The organism is Pseudomonas sp. 5P_5.1_Bac1 (assembly GCF_025466015.1).
GTDB lineage: Bacteria > Pseudomonadota > Gammaproteobacteria > Pseudomonadales > Pseudomonadaceae > Aquipseudomonas.
This window is the reverse complement of sequence record NZ_JANLNX010000106.1, coordinates 20,313-44,616: the sequence shown is the minus strand read 5'-3', so window position 1 is coordinate 44,616 and position 24,304 is coordinate 20,313. Positions and strand designations below refer to the sequence as shown.

General features: G+C 66.4%; 21 protein-coding genes. 10 read left to right on the top strand and 11 right to left on the bottom strand.

Annotated elements, in window-relative coordinates; all coding sequences use genetic code 11:
* Positions 1-244: 244 nt before the first annotated feature.
* The 7 genes from NTD82_RS22820 (at position 245) to NTD82_RS22790 (ending at position 9,219) form a co-directional block, all read left to right on the top strand.
* Positions 245-2,665 (top strand): TonB-dependent receptor plug domain-containing protein, encoded by a 2,421-nt coding sequence (locus tag NTD82_RS22820; RefSeq protein ID WP_262130374.1) that lies wholly within the window; start codon positions 245-247, stop codon positions 2,663-2,665.
* 61 nt (positions 2,666-2,726) lie between these two features.
* Entirely contained in the window at positions 2,727-4,070 is a 1,344-nt protein-coding gene (locus NTD82_RS22815) for an LLM class flavin-dependent oxidoreductase (RefSeq protein WP_095158462.1), read from the top strand.
* Positions 4,067-5,005, top strand: a complete 939-nt coding sequence (locus NTD82_RS22810; protein ID WP_262130373.1) for a 5'/3'-nucleotidase SurE — start codon at positions 4,067-4,069, stop codon at positions 5,003-5,005. Before NTD82_RS22815 ends, NTD82_RS22810 begins: the two co-directional genes overlap by 4 nt.
* On the top strand, positions 5,002-6,018 hold the full coding sequence (locus NTD82_RS22805; protein ID WP_262130371.1) for an LLM class flavin-dependent oxidoreductase: 1,017 nt from the start codon (positions 5,002-5,004) through the stop codon (positions 6,016-6,018). The genes NTD82_RS22810 and NTD82_RS22805 overlap by 4 nt, the downstream gene beginning before the upstream one ends.
* On the top strand, positions 6,015-7,043 hold the full coding sequence (locus NTD82_RS22800; protein WP_262130370.1) for an LLM class flavin-dependent oxidoreductase: 1,029 nt from the start codon (positions 6,015-6,017) through the stop codon (positions 7,041-7,043). Before NTD82_RS22805 ends, NTD82_RS22800 begins: the two co-directional genes overlap by 4 nt.
* Before the next feature lie 39 nt (positions 7,044-7,082).
* Positions 7,083-8,096: an LLM class flavin-dependent oxidoreductase gene (locus tag NTD82_RS22795; RefSeq protein WP_262130369.1), complete on the top strand. Its 1,014-nt coding sequence runs from the start codon at positions 7,083-7,085 to the stop codon at positions 8,094-8,096.
* On the top strand, positions 8,086-9,219 hold the full coding sequence (locus NTD82_RS22790) for an LLM class flavin-dependent oxidoreductase (protein ID WP_095158457.1): 1,134 nt from the start codon (positions 8,086-8,088) through the stop codon (positions 9,217-9,219). Before NTD82_RS22795 ends, NTD82_RS22790 begins: the two co-directional genes overlap by 11 nt.
* A gap of 43 nt (positions 9,220-9,262) precedes the next feature.
* Here the strand turns inward: NTD82_RS22790 and NTD82_RS22785 are convergent, their stop codons facing one another.
* Positions 9,263-10,339 (bottom strand): sigma-54 interaction domain-containing protein, encoded by a 1,077-nt coding sequence (locus tag NTD82_RS22785; protein WP_262130367.1) that lies wholly within the window; start codon positions 10,337-10,339, stop codon positions 9,263-9,265.
* Positions 10,340-10,668: 329 nt separating this feature from the next.
* On the opposite strand from NTD82_RS22785, the gene NTD82_RS22780 reads away from it, so the two are divergent.
* From NTD82_RS22780 to NTD82_RS22770, 3 genes are all read left to right on the top strand, one after another.
* A complete protein-coding gene (locus NTD82_RS22780) occupies positions 10,669-12,954 on the top strand; it encodes a TonB-dependent receptor (protein ID WP_262130366.1) in 2,286 nt (761 codons plus the stop codon).
* Between the two features lie 9 nt (positions 12,955-12,963).
* Positions 12,964-14,538 (top strand): alkaline phosphatase D family protein, encoded by a 1,575-nt coding sequence (locus tag NTD82_RS22775; protein ID WP_262130364.1) that lies wholly within the window; start codon positions 12,964-12,966, stop codon positions 14,536-14,538.
* An 88-nt stretch (positions 14,539-14,626) separates the two neighbouring features.
* Positions 14,627-15,394, top strand: coding sequence for a hypothetical protein (locus tag NTD82_RS22770; protein WP_262130362.1), 768 nt, complete (start codon positions 14,627-14,629; stop codon positions 15,392-15,394).
* Between the two features lie 50 nt (positions 15,395-15,444).
* On the opposite strand, the gene NTD82_RS22765 is transcribed toward NTD82_RS22770, so the two are convergent.
* The 10 genes from NTD82_RS22765 to NTD82_RS22720 all read right to left on the bottom strand — a co-directional run bounded on the left by NTD82_RS22765 (position 15,445) and on the right by NTD82_RS22720 (position 24,205).
* Complete coding sequence (locus NTD82_RS22765; RefSeq protein ID WP_262130360.1) at positions 15,445-16,332, bottom strand: transporter; 888 nt, start codon at positions 16,330-16,332, stop codon at positions 15,445-15,447.
* A 93-nt stretch (positions 16,333-16,425) separates the two neighbouring features.
* Complete coding sequence (locus NTD82_RS22760) at positions 16,426-17,517, bottom strand: hypothetical protein (protein ID WP_262130359.1); 1,092 nt, start codon at positions 17,515-17,517, stop codon at positions 16,426-16,428.
* 18 nt (positions 17,518-17,535) lie between these two features.
* Positions 17,536-18,552 carry a 4-hydroxy-2-oxovalerate aldolase gene (gene dmpG / locus NTD82_RS22755; protein ID WP_262130358.1) on the bottom strand — a complete coding sequence of 339 codons (1,017 nt, stop codon included), beginning with the start codon at positions 18,550-18,552 and terminating at the stop codon, positions 17,536-17,538.
* 7 nt (positions 18,553-18,559) lie between these two features.
* Positions 18,560-20,020: a 2-hydroxymuconic semialdehyde dehydrogenase gene (locus tag NTD82_RS22750; protein WP_262130357.1), complete on the bottom strand. Its 1,461-nt coding sequence runs from the start codon at positions 20,018-20,020 to the stop codon at positions 18,560-18,562.
* 11 nt (positions 20,021-20,031) lie between these two features.
* Positions 20,032-20,955 (bottom strand): catechol 2,3-dioxygenase, encoded by a 924-nt coding sequence (locus NTD82_RS22745; protein WP_262130355.1) that lies wholly within the window; start codon positions 20,953-20,955, stop codon positions 20,032-20,034.
* Between the two features lie 29 nt (positions 20,956-20,984).
* On the bottom strand, positions 20,985-21,290 hold the full coding sequence (locus tag NTD82_RS22740) for a 2Fe-2S iron-sulfur cluster-binding protein (RefSeq protein ID WP_095158448.1): 306 nt from the start codon (positions 21,288-21,290) through the stop codon (positions 20,985-20,987).
* Positions 21,291-21,419: 129 nt separating this feature from the next.
* Complete coding sequence (locus tag NTD82_RS22735) at positions 21,420-22,346, bottom strand: acetaldehyde dehydrogenase (acetylating) (RefSeq protein ID WP_262130353.1); 927 nt, start codon at positions 22,344-22,346, stop codon at positions 21,420-21,422.
* 54 nt (positions 22,347-22,400) lie between these two features.
* Positions 22,401-22,592, bottom strand: a complete 192-nt coding sequence (locus NTD82_RS22730; protein WP_095158446.1) for a 2-hydroxymuconate tautomerase — start codon at positions 22,590-22,592, stop codon at positions 22,401-22,403.
* A gap of 21 nt (positions 22,593-22,613) precedes the next feature.
* Positions 22,614-23,402: a 2-oxo-3-hexenedioate decarboxylase gene (gene dmpH, locus NTD82_RS22725; protein WP_095158445.1), complete on the bottom strand. Its 789-nt coding sequence runs from the start codon at positions 23,400-23,402 to the stop codon at positions 22,614-22,616.
* A 17-nt stretch (positions 23,403-23,419) separates the two neighbouring features.
* Entirely contained in the window at positions 23,420-24,205 is a 786-nt protein-coding gene (locus tag NTD82_RS22720) for a fumarylacetoacetate hydrolase family protein (RefSeq protein WP_262130350.1), read from the bottom strand.
* Positions 24,206-24,304: the final 99 nt, after the last annotated feature.

The window sequence follows — 24,304 nt, the reverse complement described above, 5'->3', positions numbered from 1 at the left end:
GGACAGGTGTGCAGCTCATCACGATGGCTCGGCGCCCCGACACGTCCGCGCTGGCCTGATCACTGTAGAAAAACCAACACCCTGCCCCCGCCACCGCTGAAAAATCACCAACCACCCTCGCCGCCCCGCCTCAACCCCCTGTTTTAAAAGCCCTTTCCCGACTGGCACAGCCCTTGCTCCTGCCCCATCACCAGAGCTTGCCCCAACAAGCCGCCCCTACTGACCTCATCGGAGTAAGCCCCTCATGCGTTCCTCGAATTTCGGCGGATTGCGGCCGCCTCACAAAGTCTTCGCCTTCAGCCTGCTGTTCCTCGCCCTGAGCGACGCGGCAACCCCGGTGCTGGCCGCCGACAGCGATAACCCGCTGGACACGGTGGTGGTGATCGGCAACCGCGGCCAGGCCCGCACCCTGGCGGAAAGCCCGGCGCCGGTGGATGTGATTTCCTCCAAGCAACTGCTCGCCACCGGCCAGGGCGACCTGACCCGTGCCCTCAGCCGGGTGCTGCCATCGCTGAACCAGCCGGCCTCGTCGGGCTTCGGCTCGACGTCGGTGGTGCGCCCCATCAGCCTGCGCGGGCTGAACGGCGACCAGGTGCTGGTGCTGGTCAACGGCAAGCGCCGGCACAACAGCGCCCTGCTTAACAACGGCACCTACCTCAATTCCGGCTCGCAGCCGGTGGACCTGGACACCATCCCCACCGCGCTGGTGGACCACGTCGAAGTCCTGCGCGACGGCGCCTCGGCCCAGTACGGCTCCGACGCCATCGGCGGCGTGGTCAATATCGTGCTGAAACAGACCGACCACGGCGGCAGTGTGTCCACCACCTACGGCCAGAACTACGAGAACGGCGACGGCGAAACCACGCGGCAGACCGGCAACGTCGGCCTGGCCCTGCCCAACGACGGCTTCATCAACCTCGCCCTGGATGTGAAACAGCAAAAGATCTCCGACCGCTCGGACAAGGCGCCGTACACCGACAGCGCCGGCAACACCAGCCTGCAACACACCTACTACGGCACCGGCCTGCCGGAAGCGCGCAATTTCAGCCTCGGCTATAACGCCGAACTGCCGGTCAGCGACGCCCTGAGCCTGTATTCGTTCTCCACCTACACCCGGCGCAACTCCGAGAAGCCGCTGGCGTTCCACCAGCCGGCCAGCTTCGACGGCATCGCCACGCCGTTCCCGGAAGGCGTGGAAGACACCCTGCGCTTCATCGAAAACGACTTCCAGGTGGCCTTTGGTGGCAAGGGCAATGTCGCCGGCTGGGACTATGACCTGTCCACCACTTACGGCCAGGACCACGCCGAAGCCACCCTGCGCCACACCTACAACCTCAGTTACGGCGCCAACTCGCCGACCTCGGTGGACACCGGGGTGAAAACCTTCAGCCAGTGGACCAACAACCTCGACCTGACCCGCGCCTTCGACCTTGGCCTGGACAAACCCACGCAGATTTCCTGGGGCCTCGAGCACCGTTACGAGAACTACAAGATCGGCAAGGGCGACTACGCCTCCTACGCCAGCGGCCCGTTCACCACCGGCGCCAGCGGCAACCCGATCGCGCCGGGGACCATCTCCGGTGCCGGCACCACCCCGGCCGACGCCGCCGAAAAAGGCCGCACCAGCCTCGGCGCCTACGCCGAGATCGGCCAGGACCTGACCGACAAATGGCATGTCGACCTGGCCGGTCGCTACGAGGACTACAACGACGGCTCGGGCACCACCCGCAACGGCAAGTTCTCCACCCGCTACCAGTTGACCCCGATCCTCGCCGTGCGCGGCACCTTCAGCACCGGCTTCCGCGCGCCGTCGCTGGCCCAGCAGATCTACAGCTCGACCTCGCAGAGCAACGTCAACGGCAACCTGATCGACTACCGCAACGTCGCCGTCGATTCCGCCGTGGCCAAGGCCCTCGGCGCCACCACCCTGAAACCGGAGAAATCCACCAACATCGGCTTCGGCCTGACCCTGCAGCCGAGCGACGCCACCAGCGTTACCCTCGATGCCTACCAGATCAAGATCAAGGACCGCATCGCCCAGACCGGCTACCTCGGCGGCACGCCGCAGATCAACGCCATCCTCGCCGCCGCCGGCCTGGCCACCAACCAGTCAGTGACCTACTTCACTAACGCCCTCGACACCACCACCCGCGGCATCGACCTGGTCGGCGACTACCGGCAGAACCTCGGCGCCTGGGGCGGCCTGCGCTACACCCTCGGCTTCAACTGGAACACCACCGAAATCGACGACATCCACGCCTCGTCCGTGGCCCAGCAAGCGCTCGGCCCGACCGGGGGCTACGACCGCCAGCGCCAGGGCAACCTCAAGCACGGCCTGCCGGAATCCAAGCTGTTGCTGGGCGCGACCTGGACCTTCGACAAGATCGACCTGAGCCTCAACCTGACCCGCTACGGCGAATACACCCAGTACGGCACCGTGGAAATCTACGACCGCACCTTCTCGCCGGCGTGGATCACCGACCTCAATCTCGACTACCACCTGACCCCGGCCCTGACCCTCACCGCCGGCGCCAACAACCTGTTCAACAAATACCCGGAGCGCACCAACCTGCCGAGCAGTTCGGGCGCCTTCCCCTACGGCAACTTCTCGCCCTACGGCACCACCGGTGGCTACTGGTACACCGGCCTGAGCTACAACTTCTGACCCGCCGCCCCGCCGGCGTCGTCGCCGGCGGGGCTTTCGTCGCAACACGGGAGCCGATTCCATGACCCGCCGTACCGATCAACTCAAGCTGGGCGCGTTTCTGGCCAACAGCGGCCATCACGTCGCGGCCTGGCGCCATCCCCTGGCCCAGGCCGATGCCAGCCTGGATTTCGACCACTTCAAGGCCATCGCCCGCAGCGCCGAACGCGGCAAGTTCGACGCGCTGTTCGTCGCCGACGTGGTCGCCCTCTGGGGACACCACCTCGACGCCCTGAGCCGCACCGCCCGCGGCGAGCACTTCGAGCCGCTGACCCTGATGGCGGCGCTGGCCGCGGTCACCGAGCGCATCGGCCTGATCGCCACCGCCACCACCAGCTACAACGAGCCGTACCATATCGCCCGCAAGTTCGCCTCCCTCGACCACCTGTCCAAAGGCCGCGCGGCGTGGAACCTGGTGACCTCGGTGGTCTCCGACGAGGCCTGGAACTTCGGCCGCGAAACCCACATCGAGCACGCCGACCGCTACCAGCGCGCCGAAGAATTCCATGACGTGGTCAAGGGCCTCTGGGACAGTTGGGACGACGACGCCTTCCCGCGGGACAAAGCCAGCGGCCAGTACTTCGACCCGGACAAGCTGCACACCCTCAATCACCGCGGCGCGCATTTCGCCGTGCGCGGCCCGCTCAACGTCGCCCGCCCGCCACAGGGCCATCCGGTGCTGGTCCAGGCCGGCGCTTCGGAGCCGGGCAAGGCCCTGGCGGCGCGGGTCGCCGAAGTGATCTTCGCCTCGCACCACGAACTGCCGGCGGCGCAAGCCTTCTACCAGGACATCAAGCAGCGCGCCGCGGCACTGGGTCGCGACCCCGAGCACATCAAGATTCTCCCCGGCGTCACCCCCTTCATCGGCGAAACCCGCGCGCAGGCCCAAGCGCTGTTCGACGAGTTCCAGGCGCTGATCGACCCGGTGCTGGGCTTGCGCCTGCTGGCCGACACCCTCGGCGAAGACATCGACCTGTCCGGCCATGACCTCGACGGGCCGCTGCCGGAAACCCCGCCCGGCCAGCGCGGCAGCCGTCGCGACCACGTGCTGGAACTGGCCCGCCGCGACAACCTGAGCATCCGCCAGTTGTACCTGCGCCTGGCCGGCGGCAACCCGGTGATCGGCACGCCCGAGGACATCGCCGACAGTTTCGAAACCTGGTTCCAGGCCCGCGCTTGCGACGGTTTCAACGTGTTCTTCCCGTATTTCCCGGGGTCGATCGACACCTTCGTCGATCAGGTGATTCCGCTGTTGCAGGCCCGCGGGCTGTTCCGCCGCGAATACGAGGGCCGCACCCTGCGGGAAAACCTCGGCCTGCCGCGCCCGGCCAACCGCTTCAGCGCGGCGACGGAGGTCAGCGCATGAACAAGCTGCCCTGCCTGGTCCTGGCCCTGTGCGGCCTGGCCGCGAGCCCGGCCTTCGCCCTGAACATCCTGCTGAGCAACGACGACGGCTATCGCCACCCGAATATCCGCGCGCTCTACAGCGCCCTGAAAAGCGCCGGCCACCAAGTGAAGATTGCCGCTCCGCAAAGCGAACAAAGCGCCCGTGGCGGCGCCTTTATCTATGGCCGGGAAGTCACCGTCGGCCGCGACGACGACCCGGCGTACCCCGACAGCTACTACATCAGCACCCACGAAACCGGCCTGTGCAGCAGCGCCGCCTGCGCCGGGCAAGAGGTGCAGATCGAGATCAGCGGCACGCCGGTCATGGCGCTGCTGATGGGCCTGAAAAAGGTGCAGCCGCAACCGGACCTGGTGATCGTCGGGCCGAACCCCGGCAACAATGTCGGCGCGATCAATAGCGCCTCCGGCACCTTCAACGCCGCCAGCTTCGCGGTGCGCGCCGGCTACCCGGCGCTGGCGGTGAGCACCGACCTCAAGGACAAGGACCCGCAGCGCGTCGCCGCCCAGGTGGTGAAGCTGGTGGATGCCCTCGACCGCCATCGCCAGCCCGACGGCAAACTGCTGCCGGCCGGCCTCGGCCTCAATATCAACTTCCCCGCCGACACCAGCCTCAAAGGCGTGCGCCTGACCCGCATCGGCAGCTACGTAGGCTTCGACACGCGCTACACCGACGACCTCGGCAAACTGTTCCCGAAACTCGCCGGCAAGCCCGGTATCAGCTTCGAATACAGCGCGCCGGCCACCCCGGCCCAGCAAGACGACGAAGCGGTCTGGCTGGCCAAGGGTTACCTGACCATCAGCCCGTTCAACGGCCTGCTGGAGTCCAGCGATCAGGCCGGTGCGGCCAAGGCCCTGGCCGGTTTGCCGCTGATCCCGCAGGAGCAGCGACCATGAGTGGCGGATTTTCCCTGGGCTTTCTCAACCGGGTCTATCACCCGCATTTCGACGCCAAGGTCTACCGCGAGACCCTCGAGCTGTTCCAGGTCGCCGAAGAGCTGGGCTTCGACAGCGGCTGGGTCGCCCAGCACCACTTCGCCAGCGAACAGGGGCGCCTGCCCTCGCCGCTGGTGCTGCTCGCGGCGGTGGCCCAGCGCACCCGGCGCATCGCCCTCGGCACCGGGATCATCGTACTGCCGCAGGAATTGCCGCTGCGCCTGGCGGAAGACGCCGGGGTGCTCGACCTGCTCAGCAATGGCCGGCTGGAACTGGGCCTCGGCGCGGGCTTCGACCCGGACAGCTTCCGCGCCTTCGGCCTGCCTCACGAACAACGCCACCGCGACTATGAAAACCACCTGCAAGTGCTGCAGGCGGCCCTCGGCAATGCGCCGCTGAACGCCGAAGGGCTGCGCCTGCAACCGCTGTCCCCCGGCCTCGGTGGCCGGCTCTGGGAAGCGACCTCGCGGGTGGAATTGGTGGCGGCCCGCGGCAACGGCCTGATCATGGCGCCCAACCCGCACCTGCCGGCCGAAGCCAGTATCGAGGCGGTGCAGCGCTACCGCGCCGCCTGGACCGGCGACAACGGCACGCCGCCGCGGGTGGCGCGGGTCCAGGGGGTGTTCCCCACCGCCGGCATCGGCGGCGATGACAGCGCCCTGCGCCGCGATATCCACACCTACCTCCAGCGTCAGCACAGCATCGGCGTCTACCACGGCCCGCTGGACGCTGACTTCGGCGAAACCCTCACGCGCCTCGGCGTGCTGCATGGCCCGGCGCAGTCGATCGTCGACGGCCTGCGCGGCGGCCCGCAACTGGGCGTGCATGACCACCTGATCGTCCAGGTGCAAAGCGCGAGCACGCCGCTGCGCGACGCCATCCGCGCCCTGGAAATCATCAGCGAGCAGGTCGCCCCGGCCCTGGGCTGGCGCCGCGCTGCCGCAACCACCGTCAAGGAAGCTGCCCTGTCATGACCGTCGCCCGTTCACGCCCGCTCAAGCTGGGCTTTCTCACCCACGCCTTCGGCGAAGAGCCGAAGCAGGTCTACAACGACTTGCTGGAGCAATTCGACGTCGCCGAAGCCCTCGGTTTCGACGGCGGCTGGATCGCCCAGCACCACCTGAGCAACGGCTTCGGCCGGTTGCCGTCGCCACTGTTGTTCCTCGCCGCAGTGGCCGAACGGACCCGCCATATCGAGCTGGGCACCGGGGTCATCGTGCTGCCCTTCGAAGACCCGGTGCGCCTGGCCGAAGACGCCAGCGTGCTCGACCAACTCAGCGGCGGCCGGGTGCAATTGGGGCTGGGCAGCGGCGGCGCCAACCTGGACAGCTTCAGCGCCTTTGGCCGCGACGCGGAACAGCGGCAACAGCGCTTCAGCGCCGATCAACAGCGCCTGCAACGCTTGCTCGAAGGCCAGCCCGCCAGCCCTGACAGCGAGCAGACCCTGCAACCGCCCGCCCCCGGCCTGGGCCAGCGCCTGTGGCATTCCCATGGCAGCGTCGAAGGCGCGGCCTATACCGCGCAACAAGGCAACGGCCTGCTGCTGGGCACCGCCACCCACGATCCGCTGACCGTGCAAAAACCCTTGGCCGAGGCCTATCTGCAGGCCTGGGACCATCCTCACCGCGCCCCGCGAATCGGCGTGGTGCGCGCGGTGTTCCCGGCCAACGACCGCGCCACGGCCCAGGCCGAGCTGGCGCCGGACATCGAGCGGCATATCCCGCGCCTGCAACGCGAAGGCCTGATCGACGAAGCCATCGACCTGGAGGAACACCTGCGCCTGATGAACGTGCACCACGGCCACCCCGACGAGGTGATCGACAGCCTGCGCCAGGACCCGTCGCTGCTGCCTTACGCCGACTACCTGATCGTGGTGGTGCAGGCGGAAAGCTCGACCCAGGCCCAGGTGCTCAAGCGCCTGGAAATCATCGCCCGGGAGATCGCCCCGGCGCTGGGCTGGCAACCCCGCGCTACCCAGACCCCGACGGCGGTGGGATGATGGCCCACCCTGTTTCCTTCACCCTCGCGGAGTCCGTGCATGGCCCTTGAGTTCAGTTGGCAATTGCCGCTCTGCGGGCCAGATGGCGCCCGCGACTGGGGCGCGCGGCCGGGCCAGTGGATCCAGTTGGCCCAGGCGGTGGAGTACGCCGGCATCGACGGCCTGTGGATCCCCGGCGGCGCGCCCTGCGCCGACAGCCTCGGCGTGGCGGCGGCATTGTGCGCGCATACCCGTCACCTGCACCTGACCGTTAGCGTGCCGCCGGAAGTGGTACTGCCGGCGGCACTCGCCGCCACACTGCAGAGCCTGCAATCGATCAGCGCCAACCGCGTGCGCCTGCACCTGCCTGACAGCGAACGCGACAGCCTGCGCCACGCCTTCGGCGAATGGCTCAACCGCGACCAGCGCAGCGAGCGGATCGGCGAATACCTGGACATTCTCCAGCGCCTGCTCGGCGGTGGCGAAGCCGGTTTCAACTACAGCGGGCGCTACTTTCAACTGGAGAACGCCGGCTTCGCCCGCCGCGAACTGCCGGCCCCACCGCTGCTGCTGGACGACAGCCAGAACACCGCGCTGATCGCCGCCCATGCCGGCACCTGCCTGCTGCGCCCGTCGGCGCCGGCCTGGCTGGAACAGGAAATCCAGCGCCTGCGCGGCGCACAACCGGCCTTAGGTTTCGCCTGCACCTTCGGCCTGATCCAGGGCGACAGCGAAGCACTGGCCTGGGAGGCCGCCGCCCAACACCTGGCGGTGGATGTCCAGGCGCTGCCGGCCACGGCCGCGCTGCCGAGGTTGTCCCGCGACCGTCATCCGCTGCGCCGCTTCGAAATCCACCCCAACCTGCTGCAACTGCACCCCGGCCAGCCGCTGTACCTGGTCGGTACGCCGCAGCAAATCGCGACCCGCTTGCAGGAACTGCATGGCCTGGGCATCGAACACATCGTTATCCAGGGTCAGCCGGCGGTCAGCGAAGTGCTGCGCTTTGGCGAACGGATCCTGCCCCTGCTGCATGAGCAGGGCCTGCGCAAGGAGCGCCTGAACCATGGCCAGTGAACGCCGCCCGCCGATCGAACTCGACTGGTTCCTGCCCACCAACGGCGATGGTCGCCACCTGACCAGCAGCGGCTTGCCCAAGGTCGGCCTGTTCCAGCAGGGTGAACGCACGCCGACCCTGGATTACCTGCGGCAGATCGTCCGCGCCGCCGAGCTGTCCGCCTTCGACGGCATCATGGTGCCGACCGCCAGCGGCTTCGAAGACCCCTGGTTGATCACCGCGGTGCTGGCCCAGGAAGTGCGGCGCCTGCGTTTTCTCCTGACCTTGCGCCCGGGCCTCGAACTGCCGGCCTGGAGCGCCCACCGCGCGGCGACCTTGCAACTGCTCAGCGACAACCGCCTGGACCTGCATGTGGTCAGCGGCTCCAGCCGTTTCGAGCAGCGCTCCCTCGGCGATTTTCTCGAACACGACGAACGCTATGCCCGCACCGCCGAATTTCTCCAAGCCTTCCAGGCGGTCTGGGCCGGGCGTCGCCAGCCCCATCACGGGCGCTACTACCGCTGCGCCGGCGACAGCCCGATCGACCCGCGGGCGCAGGCGCCGGCGATCTATTTCGGTGGTGCATCGAGTGCCGCCGAACAGGTCGGCGCCGCCCATGCCCAGACCTACCTGATGTGGTGCGAGCCGCCCGCGATGATCGCCGAACGCATCCGCCACATGCGCGAACTGGCCGCGGCCGGTGGCCGCACGCTGCGCTTCGGCTTGCGCGTGCACGTGTTCGCCGCCGCCACCGATGACGCGGCGTGGAGCCATGTCGAGCGCTTGCTGGACGAAATCCCCAAGGAAGCCATCGACCGCGCCCAGGTGCAGATGGCGGCGTATGAATCGGTGGGTCAGTCACGCCAGACCGAACTGGTCAAAGGCCGTGGACGACGGGCGCGGGAACTGGAAGTGTCGGCCAACCTCTGGGCCGGCGTCGGCCTGGTGCGCGGCGGCGCCGGCACCGCGCTGGTGGGCAGCTACCAGCAGGTGGCGGAGCGGATCGAGGAATACCATCAGTTGGGCGTCGATTGCTTCATCCTGTCCGGGTTTCCCCATCTGGAAGAAGCGATCCACCTCGGCGCGGAATTGTTGCCGCAGTTGCGGCGGCTGGGGGCGGGACGGGCGCGGCGCAAGGGGTGATTCTTCGACAGCCTTGAGGGCGTCATCGCCCTCAAAAACAACCTCAGCTCGAGGAGCGCCCCTTCAACATCCCATGGTTCACCAACAAGGTCCGCATGGCATTGCGGGTAATCCCCAGCAATTCTGCCGTGCGCAATTGGTTGAAACCGCAATGGGCAAACGCCTCGCGCACGATCAGGTCCTCGATATCGTGCAGCAACGAGTCCCCCGGGGTTTCGAACAGGCGCAGCAGTTGTTCGCGAATCACTTCCTGCGGCAGCTTCGGCGCGCCTGAAGGCCCTGCCTGCAGGGCGCTGAGCCCCGCCGAGAATTTCAGGTGCTCGGGCCGGATCGGTTTGTCGCCCGCCACCAGCAAGGCCAGGTGCACGACATTCTCCAGCTCGCGGATATTCCCCGGCCACGGGTAATCCAGCAGCGCCTGGGCCGCTGATTCCGACAGCATCGGTTCGTTGATTTTCAGCCGCGCGCTGTAGAGCTTCCGGAAGTGCTCCACCAGCGGCAGGATGTCCAGCGGCCGCTCGCGCAGCGCCAGCACTGCGACCTGGGCGACATTGATGCGGTAGAACAGGTCGAGACGGAAGTTACCCGCCTCCACCGCCTGTTCCAGGTTGACGTTGGTGGCGGTCACCAGGCGGATGTCGATCTTCACCGGCTTGCGCGAGCCGACCCGCACCACTTCCTGCTCCTGCAGCACCCGCAGCAGTTTCACCTGCAACGGCAGCGGCAGGTCGCCGATTTCGTCGAGGAACAGGGTGCCGCCGTCGGCCTCCTCGAACCAGCCGGCACGCCGGCCGGTGGCCCCGGAGAAGGAGCCTGCTTCGTGGCCGAAGAACTCGCTCTCGGCCAGGTTTTCGCTGATGGCGCCGCAGTTGACGGCAATGAACGCGCCCTTGCGCCCGCTGGCGGCATGGATATACCGCGCCACCAACTCCTTGCCGGTGCCCGTCTCACCATTGATCAGCACCGGCGCGTCGCTCGGGCCGACCCGTTGCAGGTATTCCAGCAACTGGCGCGAGCGCGGATCGGCGAAGACCAGCGCCTTGGCGCGGATCGACAACGGGTCCTTCTCACCCTGGGGCAAGGTCAGGATGGGGTTCAGATGTCCCTGAGAACCGCTCATGGCAAATATGTCCCGGTGTCAGCGTCTGGTGGGTAAGGCTGTACTCTACTGGCGCTTGCTTATAGCCAGAAATATTAAAAAAGCATTAGAAAATAACCGCTTGAACAGCCTGCTGATTCCGCAACAACCTGCGCCGGGCACTGTTGCTAATCAACCGCGCGCCCCGCTCCACGTCCCGCCAATTGGCAAAAATTCTTTCAGAATCATGACAAAACGATGATGGCATAGCGCTTGCTATTGGCTCGTCTGCTTACTCTTCACAGAGCGGCCCTTACGCGATCCGGCCCTGAAGCCGGCGTTCGCCTCGCATTTTTCAAGGGATACCCGCCATGCCCACACTGCTACGCAACCGTCATCCACTTCGCCCACTCGGCCGTCGCCCGTTACTGCTCGCCAGCGCGCCGCTGCTGTCGCTGCTGGCCAGCGATGTCTTCGGCCAGCAGACTGATGCCGAAACCACCACCGCCTTGCCGAGCGTCACCGTCACAGCCCAGCGCCACGAAGAATCCGCCCAGGACATCGGCATCGCGCTGACCGCCCTCAGCGGCCAGGACCTGCAGGACAAGGGCGTCACCGCGGTCAACCAGTTGCAGAACTACGTGCCCAACCTCGACATCGCCCCGCAGTACGGCAGCGGCAACCCGCTGTTCCGTATTCGCGGCGTCGGCCTCAAGGATTACGGCAGCAACAACACCTCCACCGTGGGCGTCTACCTCGACCAGGTGGCGCTGCCCTACCCGATCCAGACCCAAGGCCAGCTCTTCGACCTGGAGCGGGTGGAAGTTCTGCGCGGTCCGCAAGGCACCCTGTACGGACGCAACAGCACCGCCGGCGCGATCAACTTCATCACCAACAAGCCGACCCGCGAACTGCACGGCGGCCTGACCGGCAACTACGGCTCCTACGATGCCGGCAGCGTCGAAGGCTTCATCTCCGGGCCATTCAGCGACACCCTGCGCGGGCGCCTGTCGTTCATCACCGAACAGGGCGGCGCCTGGCAGGACAACCGCGTCACCGGGCAGAGCCTTGGCGACAAGGACACCACTTCGCTGCGCGGGCAACTGGACTGGGACGCCAGCGACAGCGTCAACTTCAACCTCACCGTGCACGGCGGTCAGGACAAATCCGACAGCCGCGGTTCGTACCTGTATCAGGGCCTCAAACCCAACGCCACCTACGGCGGACGCTACGCCACCATCGCCCCGGAAAACAACGGCAAGAACACCGGCTGGGGCCTGACCCCGGGCTTCGCCGGGCTGACCGGGCTGTCGGTGAAAGACAAGCCGCACCGCGACAACGACAACACCGGCTTCGCCCTGACCGGCACCTTCGACCTCGACGACCACCTGACCCTCACCAGCGTCACCGCCTCGGACAGGTTCAGCCGCCGCGAATACATCGACTGGGACGCATCGGAGATCCCGCAATCCGACGAGTTCTTCGATTCCCAGGTCGAGGTGTTTTCCCAGGAACTGCGCCTCGCTTCCCACGGCAACGAGCGCTTCAACTGGCAGACCGGCCTGTACTTCGCCAAGGACCGCCTGGACGAAGAGTTCTACTCCGACTTCAGCGCCAACCTCGGCTACGGCACCTTCACCTCCTACGGCCAACGCTCGCAGACCTACGGCGTGTTCGCTCAGGGCGACTACCGCCTGACCGATGACCTCAAGCTGATCGTCGGCCTGCGCCAGGAAAAGGAGAACCGCGAACTGAACGACTTCAGCACCCGGCGCATCCTGGTCAACAACGGCGCCTACAGCTACGGGCCGAGCACCTTCCCCGCCGCCGACAGCGACCTGGACAGCAACTCCACCTCGTGGAAGCTCGGCCTGGAATATCAACTGACGCCCTCGACCCTGGTCTATTCCACCGTCAGCCGCGGCATCAAGTCCGGCGGCTTCACCGCCTACAACTCCAGCTATGTCGAGCAGATCGCCCCGGTCAAACCGGAGAAACTGCTGGCCTATGAAGTGGGCTTCAAGAGTGACCTGAGCAACACCCTGCGGCTCAACGCGGCGGCTTTCTATTACGACTACCGTGACCAGCAATACCAGTCGCAGGTGTGGATCAGCCAGCAGGTGGGCAACGTCGGTCGCCTGGTGAATATTCCCAAGTCGAAGATCTACGGCTACGAGCTGGAGCTGCAATGGGAACCCCTGGCGGGCCTGACCATCGGCCAGTACTTCGGCACCAAGAAAGGCAAGTACATCGACTACGAAGGGCTCAACAGCACCGCCACCCGCGCGGTCAATTTTGCCTACCCGGTGTTCACCGATTTTTCCGGTTCCAGCCTGAGCAACTTCCCCGAAACCAGCTACGGCGGCCAGGTGGAGTATGTCTGGGAGATTCCCGGCTTCATCCTCAGCGCCCAGAGCGATTACTCGTACCACGACAGCATCGCCGGCAGTAACGGCACCACCACCGAGGCGTATTGGCTGGCCAACGCCCGTCTCGGCCTGAAACCGGTGGGCGGCAACTGGTCGGTGGCGCTGTGGGCACGCAACCTGTTCGACAAGAAATACGACCTGTACCACGGCTCGTTCCTCTCCAACGCGCAAATGGCCACCCCCGGCGATCCGCGCTCGGTCGGCGTCCAGGCCGGCTACAGCTTCTGAGGAGAACTCATGACCCGTGATCTGCACCGCCGGCAGGCCTTGCGCCTGCTGGCCGGCGTCGCTGCGGCGCCCTTGCTGCTGCGTTATGGCCGGGCCCTGGCCGGCGTGAGCGCGCCTTTCAGCCTGGGGGTCGCCAGTGGCGATCCCTGGCCGGACGGCTTCGTCATCTGGACCCGTCTCAGTGCGGGGCTGCCCGTTCCCGGCAACGAGCAGAACCTGCCGTCGAGCATTCCGGTGGACTGGGAAGTCGCCCTCGACGCGGATTTTCGCCGCATCGCCCAGCGTGGCCGCACCCACGCCCTGGCCCTCAACGGCCATGCCGTGCATGTCGAACTGCGTGGGCTGGCTCCCGGACGCGAGTACTGGTACCGCTTTATCGCCCTGGGCGAGCGCGGCCCGGCGGGACGGGCGCTGACCCTGCCAGCGCTGGGCGCGCCTGCCGAGCGCTTGCGCATCGGCGTGGCCTCCTGCGCCCATTACGAGCGCGGCCTGTTCAGCGCCTATCGGCACATGGCCGAGGAACGGCCGGACCTGGTGATGTTTCTCGGCGACTACATCTACGAGTACAGCAACGCCCCCGGCACACCGGGGCTGGCCCGCTCGTACAACGCGCCGGAAGCCACCGACCTGGCCGGCTATCGCTACCGCTACGCCCTGCACCACAGCGACCCGGACTTGCAGCAATTGCACGCGGCCGCACCGTGGATCGCCACGTGGGACGACCATGAAGTGCAGGACGATTATTCGTCGATCTACTCCAAAGACCCGGCCATCAACGTGGCCCGTTTCCAGCAACGTCGCGCCGCGGCCTATCAGGCGTTCCTGGAAAACCTGCCGCTGCGCCGACCACGGCTGGGCAGCAATGGCAGCCCGCTGATCTACCGCCGCTTCGCCTGGGGCGATCTGGCCAGCCTGCCGGTGCTGGATGGCCGCCAGTACCGCTCGAAACAGCCGTGCTACCAGGCGCCGAACTTCGGCAAGGGCCATATGGAAGTGGAAAGCTGCCTCGACCTCGCCGATCCCAAACGCACCTTGCTCGGCTTCGAGCAGGAGCGCTGGCTGTACGACGGCCTCAAGCGCAGCGACGCACGCTGGAACCTGCTGGCGCAGAACCTGTTGGTGGCACCGTTGCGCGCGCAGCGCCCGGACAGCGGCGAAGCACGCTACTGGACCGACAACTGGGACGGCTACCAGGCTGCCCGTGGCCGCCTGATCGAAAACCTGCGCGACAGCCGCGTGGCCAACCCGGTGGTGCTCAGCGGCGACTATCACTCGTTCTGGGCCAACCACTTGTACGAACGGCCGGAAGACCCGGCGTCGCGGCTGGTGGCGGCGGAATTCGTCGGCACCTCCATTACCTCCAACGGGCCGAGCTACGAGGCGATCCAGTCGATCCTGCCGGCCAATCCGCAGATTCGTTTCTACGACAGTCGGCCGCGGGGCTACCTGTCGCTGGACCTGAACCGGGAGCGGCTGGAGGTGAAGATGCAGGCGATTTCGGACCGGCTGGACCCGCGGGCCAGCGTCTCGACCCTCAAGCGGTTCGTGGTGGAAAGCGGCAGCCCGCAGGTGCTGGAGGAGTGATGGGCAGGCCAGCGGTCCATGGCCAGCCATGGGCCGCAAAAACAGGTATCCTGCACAACCGTTTCCGCGTACTTATCAAGGATGTTTCGTGTCGAACAGCCTGTCCCGCTTCTACCGCCCCGCCCTTATTCCCCTCGCCCTTGGCCTGACTCTGCTCAGCGCTTGCAGCACCTCCCCCGATAAACCCAAGGTGGAGGTCGATCCGAAAGTGATGCAGCAATTCCAGAGCGATTTCCAGACCGCGCTGCGCCGGACCATTGCCAACAACGTTCTGCAGGATCAGGTGGGCACCACGCGCCTGCGTCTGATCGTCAACCGCGAAGGGCGCGCGGTCGCCTGCGAGACCTTGCCGGCCAGTCCCAAAGTGGCGCAAGGCATGTCCGGGCAAATACCGTTCACCAACCGCGCGGCGTTTGATCAGTTCATCGAACAGCAATGCTCGCGGGCGATCTTCCCCCCAGCGCCGGACGCGCTGTACGACGAAAAAGGCCAGGTCGAAGTGGTTGCCCCGGTAGGCGTGTCTTTCAGCAGCACACAGCCCGCGCCATGGTTGCAGCAAAATGCGCAACGCGCGTACTTCCGCAAGCAATTGCTCGGCAACGAGCGGGTGAACAGCGTTGGCGTGGCGGTGGCCAGCTACCAGGCCGACGCCAAGGGCAAGACCACCGGTTGCCTGGTGTACCTGATCCCCGCTGAAGTGCGGCCAAACGACTTCAAGCTGGACGGCGACCTGCAAAGCCGGCTCAACAGCGCCTGCATGAAGCTTGACCTCAGCCAGATGCCGGGGTTTGAACCGGGGAAAGCGCAGGGGATGTTTTCGTTGGAATATGCACCTTGGACGGTAGGCATACAGTGACGACTTCGCGATGGTTCGGCGCCCCGAACCGTCGCGAAAGCCTCGGCTCTCTACAACGGCATCGTCAATTTCAGCCAGTACGCATCCCCCTCAGGCCGATTGCGCACATCGGTTTCATGCTGCCACTTGGCGGTGATGAACCACCCCGAGGCATCGCTGTATTTGATCGAGGGCCCGATGGCGAACGCCTTGCCCTTGTTGTCTTCGACCCGGTCGCCGTGCTGCCGGTCATCGGTGACCTGCTGGTAGATGTAGCCGCCAACCCCCACCACCCAGCCATTGCCCAAGCCCCAGCCCAGTGCGTAGTCGGCATGCGCTTCCTGCCCGGAGCGGTAGTCGGTATCGCGGTTGCGGCCGTTGAAGTCGTACATCAGTTTCAGGTCCAGATTCGGCCCGTTCGGGTCGACATAGCTGAACGCCGCCACCGGTTCGGCCACCCAGTAGTTGCGGCCGATATTGGTCTGGCGGTCGCGGTCGTAGCTGCCGGTCGGGGCGATGATGTCCAGCGCGTACACGGCATGGAATTTGTCGCTGTAGTGGTAGCCCAGCGCCGGGCCGAAGATCACATCGCCGAGGCCGCGACGGTGGTCGCGGTTGCCGTTGACGGTCACGCTCAGGTCCACCAGCGGAGCGATGGTCTGGAACGCCAGGCTGCCGCCCAACACGGTTTCCTCGGTCACCCACACCAGGCGCGGGGCGACAACGTTGGCGCGCAGGCGGAAGTCCAGCGGCAGCGCGTGGCCGTCGTTGCCCATCAGGTCGTCCGCCGCGTAGTGCTGGGCATAGACCTGGGCGTACCAGCCCGGCGGCGGCAAGGCGCCGGACATGTAGTTTTCCGCGCCCATCGGGTACGACGAGCCACCGCCCTCGGTGGCCCAGCCCGGCGTAGCCACGCTCAGCAGCGATGCAGAAACAGCGATCAGGATCTTGTTGTTCATGAGGTGAGTCCTTTATTCAGGGCGAACGCCGCCCACGCGCAAGCCGCGCGGCTGTGCACCACGGCGTTCAGGAGGAAATGGGAAAGCGCGGAATCAGCGCCGGCGCAGCGGCCAGAAATCGAGGAACTGGCTGAGCACCACCAGCAGCGGGAAGGTCAGCGCCAGCAAGGCCGAGGCCAGCCAGAACTCCCGGGCGTAACCTGGCGCGCCGCTATCCAGCGGTCCGCTGAGCCACGGCGCCAACGCCCAATACAGCGACGACAGCAGCGCCCCGGCGACAATCGCCACCAGCAGTTGCAGCACACCGCGCCCTGGCCGACCGGCGAATAACTGCCCCTCGAACATCAGCAGCGGCACCAGCACCCCGAACAGCAAGGCAATCGCCCCGCGAGCCATGAACGGCACCGGCTCGATGCCCAGCCCGCGAGTGCCGGCGAAGTACAGCGCGGCGCTGACCAGCAGCACCCAGACGCTGCGGGCGAGCCCGGCCCAGGGTTGTCCGCTGATCCGCGACACCGGCCAGAAACCCAGCAACAGGCAGGCGAAGGTCACGGCCACGGTGGTCACCGAGAACGCCAGTATCTCCAGCGCCGGCAACGCGCCATGCGGATCAAGGCGATCGAGGTAGAACGGCGCCCCGGCCAGGGCCGAGAAGTCGAACAGCAGGCTGAACAGCCCGTAGCCCAGCAAGTACGCCACGACGAGAATGCCCAACCCCAGCGTCAACGGCTGACGCACGAGCGCCGCCAGCGGCCAGCATTCCCAGACCAGCACCAGCCAGAAGGTCACCAGCACGCAGAAAATCACGTACATCAGGGTGAATGGCGTTGGCGGGCCGACCTGTTGCGCCTGAGTGACGAACACCAGGCCGGCGATCAGCGCCGCCGCGAGCAGGGTCAGCGCCAGTTGCGCGAGCCCCCGCCACGGCTGGCCCAGCCCGTTCAGCCAGCCCGGATACTGGTTGCGCCAGACCATCGCCAAAACGATTTGCGGCGGCACGCAACAGACCAGGAAAAACGTCGCCCAGGTGGCGAAGAATCCGGCGCTGACACTGCCGATCGCCGCCCACGACACCAGCACCACCAGCGCCAGCCCGAGCAGGCCTGTCAGCGGCTGGCGGGACGGCACGGCGGCCGCCCCGGGGTTTTCTACAACGGCCACATCGATATTGTTCTTGTTGTTCATGTGCGTTTCCCGTTGGCCTCAACCGGCCTTTTTCAAGAGATCCAGCGCCACGTCGACGATCATGTCTTCCTGACCGCCGACCATGCGCCGCTTGCCCAACTCCACCAGGATGTCCAGGGTCTTCAGGCCGTGGCGCGCGGCGGCGGCCTCGGCATGCCGGAGGAAGCTGGAGTAGACCCCGGCGTAACCCAGGCCGAGGGTTTCCCGGTCGACCCGCACCGGGCGGTCTTGCAGCGGCCGGACGATATCGTCCGCCGCATCCATCAGTGTGTAGAGGTCAGTGCCGTGGTTCCAGCCGAGGCGTTCGGCAGCGGCGATGAACACTTCCAGCGGCGCGTTGCCGGCGCCCGCGCCCATGCCGGCGAGGCTGGCGTCGATGCGATCACAGCCCTCCTCCACGGCGACGATGGAGTTGGCCACGCCGAGGCTGAGGTTGTGGTGGGCGTGCATGCCGGTCTGGGTTTGCGGGTTCAGCACCGCCTTGAAGGCGCGCATGCGCTCGCGAATGTCCTGCATGTTCATCGCGCCACCGGAGTCGGCCATGTAGATGCACTGGGCACCGTAGCTTTCCATCAACTTGCCCTGGGCCGCCAACTGCTCGGCCGGAATCATGTGGCTCATCATCAGGAAACCGACGGTGTCCATGCCCAGCTCGCGGGCGTATTCGATGTGCTGGCGGGACACGTCCGCCTCGGTGCAGTGGGTGGCGACGCGCACCACCCGCGCGCCGGCGTCGTAGGCGGCCTTCAAGTCGTGGACGGTGCCGATCCCCGGCAACAGCAGCGTGGCGATCTTCGCGTGGCGGACCACATCGGCCACCGCCTCGATGTATTCGAGGTCGGAATGGCGGCCGAAGCCGTAGTTGAAACTGGAGCCTTGCAGGCCGTCACCGTGGGCCACCTCGATGGAATCGACCTTGGCCGTGTCCAGCGCCCGGGCGATGTCCCGGGCGTTGTCGAGGGTGTACTGATGGCGGATGGCATGGCTGCCGTCACGCAGGGTGACGTCAGAGATATAGAGTTTCTTGCCGTTCATGGGCGCCTCAGAGTTTCACGCAGATGTTCTTGAGCTCGGTGTAGAACTCAAGCGAATGGACCCCGCCTTCGCGGCCGATGCCCGACTGCTTGCTGCCGCCGAAGGCGGTGCGCAGGTCACGCAGGAACCAGCTATTGACCCAGATGATCCCCGCCTCCAGTTGCCCGGCGACACGGTGGGCGCGCCCGAGGTTTTCCGTCCACAGCGTGGCCGAGAGACCGTAGTGGGTGTCGTTGGCCAGGGCGACGGCTTCGTCCTCGCTGTCGAACGGACGGATGTGGCAGCACGGGCCGAAGATTTCCTCGGTGACCACCGACGAATCGTCCGGCAGCCCGGTCCAGATCGTCGGCTGCACCCAGGCACCGCCGGCCAGCGCCGCCGGCATGTCCGGCACGCCGCCGCCGGTGATGACGGTCGCGCCCTGGTCGCGGGCCTGCTGGTAATAGGACAGGACCTTCTCGCGGTGGGTCAGGCTGACCAGCGGCCCGAGGGTGGCTTTCGGGTCATCCGGGGCGCCGATCACCAACGCTTCGGCACCCGCTTTCAGGCGTGCGACAAAGGCGTCGAACACCGGCCGCTGCACATACAGGCGCTCGGTGCCCAGGCACACCTGGCCGCTGTTGGCGAACACCGAACGCAGCGTGCCTTCCACCGCCTTGTCCAGGTCGCAGTCGGCGAAGACGATCCCGGCGTTCTTGCCGCCCAGCTCCAGCGACACCGGGCGCACACCGTGAGACGCGGCGCGCATGATGGTTTCCCCGGTGCCGGTTTCGCCGGTGAAGGTGAAGGCGTCGACATCCGGGTGCGCGGTGAGGAAGGCGCCCGCGGAATTGCCGCCCAGGCCCTGCACCACGTTGTACACGCCCTTGGGCACGCCGGCGGCGTTCATCACTTCACCCAGCAGCGCGGCGGTGCTCGGGGTTTCTTCCGACGGTTTGACCACCACGGTATTACCGCAGGCCAGCGCCGGGCCGACTTTCCAGGTCATCAGCAGCAGCGGCAGGTTCCACGGGCTGATCACCCCGATCACGCCCCGCGGGCGCCGCACCGCATAGTTCAGCGCGCCCGTGCCATCGGGGGTGTCCATCTCGAAGGTCTCGGCGGCGACGTTCTTTACCGAGTCGGCGAACACCTTGAAGTTGGCCGCGCCCCGCGGGATGTCGATATGGCTGGCCAGCGAGCGCGGCTTGCCGGTGTCACGGCACTCGGCGGCGAGGAATTCCTCGAAACGGGCGAGGATGCCGTCGGCGACCTTGTGCAGGATCGCGCCGCGCTCGGCCACGCTCATCCGCGCCCAAGGGCCTTTGAGGGCGGCGCGGGCGGCGCGCACGGCGGCGTCCACTTCCGCTTCGCCGGCTTCATGGACCTTGGCGAAGACCTCGCCGGTGCTCGGGTCGAGCTTGTCGAAGGTACGGCCGCTGGCCGAGGCGACATAAGCGCCGTCGATGAAATGCTTGATCTCTTGCATGGGGACAGTCCTCAGGTCAGTACGGTCAGGAAGCGTTCGTTCAGGATGCGGTCGTGGTAGAAGATCGCCTTGCCCAGTTCATCCGCCGACCAGGTCTGCGGCTTGTGGTCCGGGTAGTTGTAGTCACCCCCGGCGAACACCTCGTTGCGGTTGCCGGACGGGTCGAAGAAGTACACCGTCTTGCCGTGGGTCAGGCCGTGGCGGGTCGGGCCGATGTCCAGCGACGAATTGGTCATGGAGATCAGGTCGGCGGCGCGCAGCACGTCGTCCCAGGTTTCCAGGTAGAACGACACGTGGTGCAGGCGGCCCTGCTCGGCGTGCTGGATGAACGCGACGTCGTGGGCCTTGGTCGCCAGGCTCATGAACTGGGCAATGCGGTTGCCCTGGTCGTCCACCACTTGCTCGGCGAGGTAGAAACCGAGCACCTGGACCAGCAGGTCGTAGGTGGCCTGCAGCTCGCCGCCGTACAGCAGGCAGTGGTCGAAACGCACCGCGCGCATGCCTTTCAGGCCGCGAGGCCAGGCTTCCGGGTTGAAGTCGGAGACGCCCCACTTGCCGGTGTATTCCTTGTCCGCGTACAGCTCGAAGACATGCCCGGACGGCAGGTCGAACTGCACCCGCCGCCCGCAGCCCAGCAGGTCGCCGGCGGGCAGGTTGCGCACCGTGCAGCCCCAGGCGCGCAGCTCGCCTTCGAGGCTTTCCAGGGTCGCTTCGTCGCTCACCTTGTAGGCCATGAAATCCATGCCGGCCTCGTCGGCTTCCACCAGCACCACGGAGAATCTGTCCACTTCGGTCCAGGCCTTGAGGTAGACCCGGCCCCGCTCGTCACGCCCGGTCTCGATCAGACCGAGCAGGTTGATGTAGTGCTCCAGTGCCTGGGCCATGTCCAATACCCGCAACTGGACGTGGCCGGGACGTAATACGCCTTTCTTCATGATGAACACCTGTTGTCGTTGTTATGAATTCACCTGGCGACCCGGCGTACCGGGTCAGCCGTCTGTTCAATCAGCAGGTCACTGCGCGGATAAGTCCGGCAGGCCAGCGCATAGCCCTGCTCGCGTTCCTCGGGGGTGACCCGCGCGGTGCTGGTCGGGCCGCGATGGACCTCGCCTTCGAGCACGCGGATCTTGCACACGCCGCAGCCCCCGCCGCGGCAACCGACTTCGATGCAATGCCGGCCCTGGCGCTCCATGGCGCCGAGCAGCGATTCCTGCGGTTGCACCCGGAAGCTTTCGCCACTGGCCAGGCGCACCTGAAAGCCGTCGTCCATGCCCGTGTCTCCACCGTGTTGTCGTTATGGTTGTGGGTCCTGTAGGAGCGAGCTTGCTCGCGATGAGCGTGACGTCTGATCTGGCGCCATCGCGAGCAAGCTCGCTCCTACAGGGGGGGGGCAGGTTATTCAAATACTTGCGGCAATCCGCTCGGCGCACGCCAGCGCCGCCGAGGTCATGATGTCGAGGTTACCGGCATACGCCGGCAGGTAATGTGCGGCGCCCTCCACTTCGAGGAACACCGACACTTTCAACCCCTGCCGCCAACCCAGCCCCGGCACGTTCACCGGCACCTCCAGGTCCTCGAACTGCACCGCCTGCTTGAGCCGGTAACCCGGCACATAGCCCTGCACCCGCTCGACCATGGCCTGGACACTGGCGCTGATCGCGTCGCGGTCCGCCGGCTCGCACAGCACGAACACGCTGTCGCGCATGATCGGCGGCGGCTCGGCCGGGTTGAGGATGATGATCGCCTTGCCGCGCTCGGCCCCGCCCAGTTGCTCAATGGCGCGGCTGGTGGTTTCGGTGAACTCGTCGATATTGGCCCGGGTGCCGGGACCCGCAGAGCGGCTGGAAATCGAGGCGACGATCTCGGCGTAATGCACCCGCGTGACCTGGGACACCGCCTTGACGATGGGGATGGTCGCCTGCCCGCCGCAGGTCACCATGTTCAGGTTGCCGGCGTCGAGCTGGTCGTCCAGGTTGATCGCCGGGATCACGTAAGGGCCGAGCGCCGCCGGCGTCAGGTCGATGACCCGCACGCCGTGGGCCTGCAGCACCTGGTTATGGCGGGCATGGGCCTGGGCCGAGGTGGCGTCGAAGACGATGCCGATGTCCTTGAAACCCGGTAGCGCGAGCAGACCGTCGAGGCCGCCGTCGGTGGTCGCCACGCCCAGGCGCCGGGCCCGGGCCAGGCCGTCGGAGGCCGGGTCGATGCCGACCATCGCGGCCATCTCGACGTGATGCCCGTGGCGCAGCACCTTGATCATCAGGTCGGTGCCGATGTTGCCCGAACCGATGATCGCCACTTTGCTGCGTGTCGTGGTTGCGTTCATGGGATTCCCTGTGGTTGTCATTGTTCAGGAACCGCGAGGCTGGATTTCAAAGCCCTAGCGTCCGCGTTGCTTGGCGGTCTGCCCGGCGATGCCGAAGTGGCTGGCGGGGATCTCGTTGATGATGACCCGCACCGACTCCAGCGGCGCATCCAGCGCCTCGACCGCCGCCGCCGACAGCGCTTCGATCAGGCGCGCCTTCTGTTCCTCGCTGCGTCCGGCAATAAGGTGGACCTGCATGATGGGCATGGTGAATGCTCTCCCGTGAATTCAAACGAACCGCATGGACACGCTACCCAGATGCTGGAAGCGCACGTTGATGTTGTCGCCGGCTTCCACCGCTACCGCTTCGGTGACGCCGCCCGTGAGGATCAGGGTGCCGGCGGGAATTTCCCGGCCGCGCTCGCCGAGCATGTTCGCCAGCATCGCCACGCTCTGCGCCGGATGGCCGAGCACCGCGGCGGCCGAGGCGGTGGCGACGATGCGCCCGTTGCGCTCCATGACCACGCCGAGGTTGCGCAGGTCCAGGCCCTGCACCGGCAGCGGCTGGCCGCCCAGCACATAGCGCGCCGAGGAGGTGTTGTCGGCGATCACGCTCTTGAGGTCGAAGCGGAAGTTTTCATAGCGCGAATCGATCACTTCCACTGCGGGCAAGACGAATTCGGTGGCCGCCAGGACCGTGCCGATATGGCAGCCCGGCCCGGACAGCGGCCGGTTGGTGACAAAGGCGATTTCCGCCTCGACCTTCGGGTGGATCAGTTCGCGGGTCTCGATCGTGCCGCCCTCGGGCACCGAGCCGTAGTCGGTGATAAAGCCGTGGATCGGATCGATCACGCCCATCTGGCGCATCTTGGCGTGGGAGGTCAGGCCCATTTTCAGGCCGGCGATGCGCACGCCGCGTTGTTCCTTGATCGCGCGGATGGCGTCCTGGATGGCATAGGCGTCCTGCCAGTCCATGTCCGGGTAATCGTCGGTGATCTTGTGCACCGCGCTGACCGAACGCTCGGCGTTTTCCAGGTGGCGCGCCAGGTGTTCGATGGTCTGGGTATTCAGTGACATGTCGGTTTCCCCGTCGCTCAGAAGAATCGCACGCTGGCCGAGCCGATGCCGCCCAGGCTCATGCGCAAGTTGTCGCCGGCCTTGACCGGCACCATGGCCGACAGTGCGCCGGAGAGGATCACTTCGCCGGCCTTCAGGCCCATGTCGAAGCGCCCCAGGGTGTTGGCCAGCCAGGCCACGGCGTTGGCCGGATGGCCCAGGGCCGCGGCGCCGGCGCCGGTGTGGGCGATTTCGCCGTTGAGTTCCAGGGTCATGCCGGTCAGGCACAGGTCGATGGCATGGGGCGACACCGCCGCGTCACCGAGCACGAACAGCCCGGACGAGGCGTTGTCGGCGATGGTGTCCTGGATGGCGATCTTCCAGTCGCGAATCCGCGAGTCGACGATCTCGAAGCACGGCATCACGCATTCGGTGGCGCGCAGGACATCGGCGACGGTCACGCCCGGGCCGGACAGGTCGTGCTTGAGCAGGAAGGCGATCTCGCCTTCGGCCTTCGGTGCGATCAGGCTGGCGGCCTCGATGGCGGCGCCGTCTTCGCGCAGCATCGCCGAGGTGAGGTGGCCGAAATCTGGCTGATCGACCTTCAACTGGGCCATCACCGCCGCGCTGGTGACGCCGATCTTCTTGCCGATGACGGTCTCGCCGTCTTCTTCCTGGCGCCGCGCCAACACCCGCAGTTGCAGGGCGTAGGCTTGTTCCAGGGTAATCTGCGGGAAGCGCGCGGTGAGCGGCTCGATCGCCTGGTTGTGCTTGAGTGCGCGGTACAGCTCGTCACTCACGGATTCAAATTGATTTGACTGCATGGGTACCTGCCATGGATGCCGTTTTGGGCCTGCCGCGGTCAGCGGCGGTGAAGCCAAGGTACGGTGGAGCAACAATGCAGTCCAATACTGTATAGTCAC